Source organism: Neotamlana laminarinivorans (assembly GCF_020523925.1).
Lineage (GTDB): Bacteria > Bacteroidota > Bacteroidia > Flavobacteriales > Flavobacteriaceae > Neotamlana > Neotamlana laminarinivorans.
In genome coordinates, this window is record NZ_JAJAPW010000011.1 from 20,396 (window position 1) to 28,204 (window position 7,809).

A 7,809-nucleotide genomic window follows, 5' to 3' on the forward strand; every position below is an offset into this window, starting at 1 on the left:
AATTATATGAAAGCAAACGAACTACCAATTATAAATTTTTTACAAGCGCCTAACGTACAATTTGTAATACCTGTATATCAGCGTAATTACGACTGGACAAATAATGAATGTAAAGAGTTGTTAAATGATATAATAGCAGTAGAGAAAGAAGATAGAGGCACACATTTTATTGGTAGCATCGTTTTTATTCACGAGGGTGCATATAGCACAAGTGAAGTTAAAGAGTTGGTTATAATTGATGGTCAACAAAGGTTGACTACAATTAATATTTTATATGTAGCATTATATCGTTTTGCAAAAGCTAATGATATGCAACAAGAAGCAGATATGTTGCATAATATGTTTTTAGTAAATCAATACGTTCAGCAAGAATCAAGTAAATTAAAGTTAAAGCAAACAGATACTAATTCATTAGCATTTAAAGCGATAATGAATAGTACAGAAAATGAGTTTGGGCATTATTCTAATGTGATTGAGAACTTTAATTTTTTCAAATTAACGATAACAAAAGACAGTTTTAATACGATTCTTAACGGATTAAAGCGCCTCATTTTTGTAGAAATATCTTTAGAACGTGGTAAAGATGACCCACAACGTATTTTTGAGAGTTTAAATTCTACAGGTTTAGATTTATCACAATCCGATTTGATTCGAAATTATATTCTAATGGATTTAGACCCAAAAAACCAGCATAAAGTATTTGAGCAAATTTGGAATCCTATTGAAGAAAACGCAAGAGATTTAACTAAACAAAAATCTTTAGTATCATCTTACATAAGAGACTACTTAACACTTCGCAATAAAAAGATTCCTAATAAAAACAAAGTCTACATAGAGTTTAAGAAGCTATATTCTATAAAAGATGAAGCCTATCATCAAGAGTTAGAAAATATTAAATCGCTTTCTACACACTACAAGAAGTTTATTAATCCTTCTACAATTCAAGAACATAACATAAGAAAAGAATTAGAATATATTTCTCGTCTTGAAATTAATGTAGCGTTTCCGTTCCTATTACAAGTATTTGAAGATGCAGAAAATGGTTTAATAACAAATGATGAGTTACTTAAAGTATTAAAATTAATACAAACCTATACTTGGCGTAGATTTGTGGTAGGCTTACCTACCAATGCTTTAAATAAAATATTTATGACCTTATATTCTGAAGTAGATACAGAAGAATATTTTGATTCCATAGCATTAGCTCTAATAAAAAAACGAGGTAGTGCAAAGTTTCCAACGGATGAAGATTTAAAAACAGCTTTAAAGGATAAAGATTTATACAATATTCAATCAAAGAATAGAAACTATATGTTTGAGTTATTAGAGAATTTTAATAACCGTGAATATGTAGATACATCTAATGAAAATATAACCATTGAGCACATCTTCCCTCAGAATCCTAATGATGATTGGAATAAGGATATTACACCTGATGATTATTTTCAATTTAAAGAAAAGTATGTAAATACAATAGCTAATCTAACATTATCAGGTAATAATGGGGCTTTGAGTAATAAGTCTTTTCAAGAGAAAAAATCAATGAACAGACAAAATGGCGAACAAGGTTATAATTTTAGTCGCCTTTGGCTGAATGATTATTTAAAAACATTAGATAATTGGAATATTAATAGCTACAATGAACGTTTTGATTTAATCTACAATAGGTTTCTAAAGATTTGGGAATACCCTAATGTAACTATTCCTGTTTTCGATAGTGGTGAGGCACAAAACATTTTTATTGCAGAGTCGCCAACTCATAAAAAGTTAGAATATTTCATTTTTGAAAATACCAAAGTAGATGAAGAGGTAATATCTCAAATGTATATTTATGTAATTCAGAAACTATATGAGAAGAATCCACAACTTTTATTAGAAGCAAAAGACATTTTTAAAATTACAAGAAATGCTGATGATTTTAGAACACCACAAGAATTGGATAATGGGTATTTCATCGAATCTAATTTAGATAGTAATTCAAAGTTTAGTAGCCTAAAAAAGTTATTAAATCTATTTGAGCTTGAAGATGAGTTAGTTATAAAATACGAGGATAAGGAAAGTAAAGATTCGCAAAATAGATTTGCTGTCCGTAGGGAGTTTTGGAAGCAATTATTGCCACAAATTAAAGAAACTAATCTATTTAAAAACATTAATCCAACTAAAGGACATTGGTTAAGCTCAGGAGCAGGTATAAGTGGTTTAAATTACACTTTTGTAATAACAAGTAAATACGCAAGAATTGAATTGGGTATTACATCTTCAAGTAAAGTGAAGAATAAGAAATATTTTAAAAAACTATTAAATCATAAAGATAGTATTGAAAATGATTTCGGTAAACCTTTGGAATGGGAAGAATTGTCAGAACATAAAATGAGTCGTATTAAATATGAACTATCTGGTGTTAATTTATTTGATAAAGCAGATTGGGATAAAATGAGTCAATTTTTAATTGATTATTTACCAAAATTTGAAATGGCTCTACAACCAGAAATAATGAAGCTTAAATAAATTTAATAAAGATAATATGCAACAAGCCGAAGGGCAGTATAGCGATTGGAGTGCTTAAAATCAATATGGTAGTAAATCAAAGTGAAACCTCCCAAATATTAGTCCCAAAATAATTTTAATCAATCAATGAAATATTTAACCACAAAAACAGATTTAACCTCTTTAAATGATAAACAGCGCGAAGCTGTAATATCTGAAAGTAAGCGCTTACTAGTGCTAGCTGGGGCTGGCTCTGGTAAAACTAAAACATTACTGCATAAAATTAACTACCTTATTGATGATAAACTCGTAAATGCTGAAAATATCCTGGCGGTAACTTTTACCAAAAATGCAGCGAATGAGATGTTAGATCGTATGATTGTTTCAGCAGACAAAACAGGTTACTATGAAACCTTTATAAAAACAAAAGGGATTACATTTTCAGAAAGAAATAAAGAGCGTCAAAATTATCTAAATAAATTTCCATGGTTAAGTCGTTTAACTATTAAAACTATCCATAGTCTTTGTTATCAGATTATAAAAACAGATGGAGTTCATGTATTTGATAATAAGTTTAAAATAGTTGCTGATAAAAAAGGAAATAACGAGTTTCTTGCAAATACTGCAGAGGAATCTGTTAGTGATATTATTGAAAAAGTAACCATAAACCTCTCCCAAAATAAGCAGTTTCTCTTAAAGTTGAAACGATATATTTTAGACTACTTTGTAGATTTTATTCATGATACAAAAGATAACCAAGAATTTAGACCGGAAGGTAAGTTTTTTACGAGCTTAAAAGGGGATAAAGTACGTTCAAAGTCAGAACAGTTTATTGCAGATTGGCTGTATAGAAATAGTATAGATTATGTTTATGAACCAGAAGTGAAGGTAGGTAAATCAACTTTTCATCCGGATTTTTTTATTCAGCAAGCAAATTTATACTTAGAACATATAAGCAATAAGAGTTATCCCTCTTTTTGGAAAGAGGGTAAAATGAAAATTGCGGGCAATACTTGTATAAAAACTTTTGATGATGCTACTCATAATTCGGCTATTTTCAATAAGGTTTTAGATCGCGTAATTAAAGGAAGAATAAGTAATGATTTAAGTTCTGCAACTGTTTTGCATTATGATGAAGAGTTTTCAAATTTCCGAAAAGAAATTACTCGCTTTTTTAGAGAGGTTAATGAGGTAAGAAATAAAATTGTTAATTCAGAAAAACCAGTTGAACAAATTATAGAGGAAGCTGCAAAAAGTGAATTTGAAAGAGTGCGTATGTTCTATCAACTCGCAATCCCTATAATCGAAGCATTTAATGAGTATTGCGTTAATAAATCTTATTTAGATTTTGATGGGTTATTAACTAAAAGTATCCAGTTGTTAGAGGACTATCCTGCCATTAAAGAAAGATATCAAGATAAGTATAAATTTATTTTGGTAGACGAGTTTCAAGATGTGAATAACCTGCAGGTTAATTTATTAAATCTACTAACAAAGAAAGAAACTCAGTTATTTTGTGTAGGTGATGATTGGCAAAGTATTTATGGTTTTAGGGGGTCTGAAATAGGATACATAGTCAATTTTAAACAACATTTTTCAGATTCAGAACTACTAACTCTTAAACTTAATTATAGAAGCACAGATTCTATAGTTAATGCATCTACAGAGGCTATAAAGAAAAATAAATTTCAAATACCAAAAGATATCAAAGCGGTTAAGCGTGGAGGCCAAAAGATTAAAATTTTCTATGAAGAACAAGAAGGACAGTCTAATGCTTTTATATGGGAAACTATCGAAAAGCATATTCAAGAAGGAATAAGTCCAGAAGAAATTTTAGTGCTTTACAGACGTTCAGCAATGGCCTCTGATTTAAAACAGGCACTAAAACATAGTGGGCATAAAATACAGTTTAAAACAATTCATAGTGCAAAAGGTTTAGAAGCTAAAGTGGTATTCATTTTAGGTTTACATTCAAATAAAGGTGGATTTCCAGATCCTTGGTTACAAGACAAAATTTATCAGGTTATTAAGCCTACTAATTATGATTACTTATTAGAAGAAGAACGTCGTTTATTTTATGTAGCTTTGACTAGAGCACAGGATTACTTGTATCTTATATCTCAAAAAGGTGCAGTTTCAGATTTTATCAGAGATATTCCAAGTGATTTTGTTTTTCAAGATCAATCGGAGTCTAAAGAAGCATCATTTAAAATAACCCTTTGTTCTAAATGCGAATCTACACTTAAGGCGCACTATAAATTTTGTCCGGAATGTGGTGCAAATATTCAGGCTAACTCATTACCGATAAATTCGAATGTATTTAATCAGATTAAAACTGAGGTTCAGGAAATTCCATTAAAACATAAGGGGTATTTAGAATACCATATATATAAAGCTAGATTAGAAAATCCTCGAGCCTACGAACCATGGAGTGAGAAAGAAAATGAATTGTTCGATAAGTACAAAGATAAATTCGATGTCAAGAGGCTTTGTGAATTATTTGGAAGAAGTGAAGATGTGATAACCGCAAGATTAAAAGATGAATACATTTAGCTATTAATATATATTCGATACCAACTTAATTTTTTATAATTGGGGCTTTTTTTTACCTAACTAAGTATTGATTATAAGTTTAGAGGCATCATTTTAGCTTTAGTACAAGTAATAATCTAACGCAGGTAAAGCGGTGTTCCGCCTTCGGTCGTTGGCAAAACCTGCGCCAAACCTGTATAGCACTTGTTTTATGCCATATTATTTTAAAAGTTAAAACAAGAGCTATAAAGCCCTTGGGGTGTTTTTATTAAACTCAGGCAAACCCCTCCAAGCGTAAATCCAATCGCGTTTGCCCAAAGTGTAATTAAAACAGTTGGGCACACGTTTTTTGCGCCTCGGTCAGTTGTCACGGTAGTTCCTTTGCTTGTTTTGCAACACCATTCCGTACCTCCAGGCGTCCCAAAACAAGCAACCACTACCCATAATTTGGCTCGCCTGCAGGGCGCCACGGGCTTCGGCTTTCACGCTTAGGTCGCCGCCGCCATCCCTTGCTAAATCCTTTACTGGGCTCTGGCAAGTCTAAGGTAAGCCTCGTGTACATGCTGCTACGCACCGCCTTTTTGTGTAAAATAAAATTACAAAAAGCCTAAGCTTCGCAGCAAACATAGCTACAAACCACCTTTGTACAAGTCTGCCTTTTGTACCACCCTAGCGCCACTCGCTAGGCGGCTCGCAAGCTTTGTACAAAATTTAAAACCAATACGCCCCTACATTTAAACCCAAACCGCGCATCGGTTTTAAATCTTGTCCAGCCGAATAGCTCAAGGCTGTTTTACCTGCTTGATCATCAAAAAGTATAATCTATAACAGTATCAAATAAACTATTATGTTTTTTATAATATATGCTGAGGTAGCCTTGGTAATAGCGTTGGGTTTTTCAGGGTATAATTGTCAAAATACCAACCCCAAAAAAGCAAGCAAAGATATGTGGCGCACTTCGGCCAGCGCTTTAAGCTGTAAAGTTCAAGCCCTCCGGGTGTTTCAAAAAATCTCCACTTAGTAAAGCGGTTATAAGTAGAAATAGTTATGGTGTATTAAGCCAATGGGTAAAAGCATAGATTTGTATTCAGTAGTATTTTTTGAAAAAAACTTGACAGCTTTTCTACGCCACAAATGCAGAGGCTGTCTTTTTTAGGGTGCTGATGAAAAATGATGCGCGAAGCGCTTAATTTTAAATTGGATACCCATGCAAACGTTTATCATCAAAACCCATCAACCCGGAAAGTCTTATCTCCAACCGCATTTTTTTGTGCTTAATAAAGGATTAAATGCCGGTAAGCCTCTAAAAAAGCCCTGTCCCAATTGCTTTGTCATTATAGCCAAGTCAGTACATAGTTGCAATCACCTGTTTCACCTCACCTTAATGTTACAAATCGGACAATTTTTTAAAGCCTATTTAAAAGGAAGTGTAATTCCCTTTATTACTATTAATGATTGTGCAATGGTAATTAAAAAGGCCTATTGTGAAGATGCACAATTGTTAAATAAAAGTGCTAAAATGATTGAAAATTTGACCAAAAAGGAAGAGGAATACCAATTTTTGTTACAAAAACTAGCCCAATTAAAAAGGGCCTATATTCAAAGTATATTTAAAAACTTAGAGCTTATGTAATAAAAAAAAACTAGGGCAGAAGTAAATCTGCCCTGGTTTTAGCTATTATAAAAAAGATAATTAATCTTGTCCCTTTATTAATGCAATCAGCCATTTTAAAAGCAATGTCACCAGAAAACTAACCACAGCACCAAAAACAGCCAATAGACCAGTGCTGATAAAATCATTTAAACCTAAGTTGGGTACGGCGGAAAATAAAATGCCTCCTAATAGGCTAAATCGGGTTTCTGTGCTGTTAACGGACATAATAAATGAAATTAATAAAGGATAAAAAATACATTACTCAGGGGTTTCCGAATCGGCATCCGATTCAGCATCCAAAACTACCGCTTGACTAACGGCCGTGGCTATAGTTCCGGCTAAACTAATATAGGTAGCAGCTGTAACTACCGCAGCGGGTAAGGCTACAGGTGCAGCTATAATAGTACCACCAACAGTGGCTAAGGCTATTCCTATATTGCGTAAAACTTTGAAAAATTTGGGGGTGGGACTGGTGTAGCGTTCTACAATGTTCATAATATGAGGTTTTAAAAAATTAATAGGTAATGAGTGGGGTGGAGGTGATCTTTAAGCGAACAGGAAGATCCTGCTCAAAACGTTGATAGCATAAAGCAACAAACCGATTCAATAAGGGACGCGAGTCATAACCTTTGCCAATACCACTTAAAACCGTTACGGGTGCAATACAGCCTCGTAAATCACGCTGTGCATCATTGGCACCATGGATTAAAATCAACCGACGATCCTTGACTTCACTAACAAGTAAATGATGTTTAAAACGCGTCGAGTAACGCGGTAAAAGCAAGTATTCACCTTCTGGAATGCATGAGGTGCCTCGGGCATTATTCAGCCAAGGGAGCTCTATACTAAAACCAAAAAAAGCACTATTAATAAACAAGGCACCGTTGGTACCTTGCTTAAAATAGGTTCTGTGTAATACCACTTCCATAATTATGGAGTATCAACAGTAACAATAGCCAAGGCGTTAAAAGCACCATTCTTTAAGGCGTACATTTGCCCGTTAACTTCCTGGTAAAATTCAATACCCAATACTTGAATAACAGGTAAAGTAGAATTAGCTGTTAAAGACGCGCTCAAATCTATAGCAGCGGTATTAGCAGCTTCATAGGGTAAAATAGCAGTCTCCGAGCTTTCAA

The 7,809-nt window shown here is 33.0% G+C and carries 6 protein-coding genes and 1 pseudogene; 3 read left to right on the top strand and 4 right to left on the bottom strand.

The features are described from left to right. Window positions 1–6 precede the first annotated feature (6 nt). The 3 genes from LG649_RS15475 (at window position 7) to LG649_RS15485 (ending at window position 6,652) form a co-directional block, all read left to right on the top strand. Window positions 7–2,508: a DUF4268 domain-containing protein gene (locus LG649_RS15475; RefSeq protein ID WP_226544730.1), complete on the top strand. Its 2,502-nt coding sequence runs from the start codon at window positions 7–9 to the stop codon at window positions 2,506–2,508. A gap of 126 nt (window positions 2,509–2,634) precedes the next feature. Then, the gene (locus LG649_RS15480) at window positions 2,635–5,040 is read left to right on the top strand and encodes a UvrD-helicase domain-containing protein (protein WP_226544731.1); all 2,406 of its coding nucleotides are present in this window, start codon (window positions 2,635–2,637) and stop codon (window positions 5,038–5,040) included. Between the two features lie 1,186 nt (window positions 5,041–6,226). Next, window positions 6,227–6,652 (top strand): DUF6943 family protein, encoded by a 426-nt coding sequence (locus tag LG649_RS15485; protein WP_226544732.1) that lies wholly within the window; start codon window positions 6,227–6,229, stop codon window positions 6,650–6,652. A gap of 60 nt (window positions 6,653–6,712) precedes the next feature. Here LG649_RS15485 and LG649_RS15490 read toward each other — a convergent pair whose 3' ends face one another. The 4 genes and pseudogenes from LG649_RS15490 to LG649_RS15505 all read right to left on the bottom strand — a co-directional run. Beyond that, entirely contained in the window at window positions 6,713–6,898 is a 186-nt protein-coding gene (locus LG649_RS15490) for a hypothetical protein (protein ID WP_226544733.1), read from the bottom strand. Between the two features lie 33 nt (window positions 6,899–6,931). Beyond that, window positions 6,932–7,168, bottom strand: a complete 237-nt coding sequence (locus tag LG649_RS15495) for a hypothetical protein (protein WP_226544734.1) — start codon at window positions 7,166–7,168, stop codon at window positions 6,932–6,934. A 19-nt stretch (window positions 7,169–7,187) separates the two neighbouring features. Next, a complete protein-coding gene (locus tag LG649_RS15500) occupies window positions 7,188–7,601 on the bottom strand; it encodes a DUF5675 family protein (RefSeq protein ID WP_226544735.1) in 414 nt (137 codons plus the stop codon). A 2-nt stretch (window positions 7,602–7,603) separates the two neighbouring features. Further along, window positions 7,604–7,809, bottom strand: a pseudogene (locus LG649_RS15505) (hypothetical protein); the annotation flags it as partial.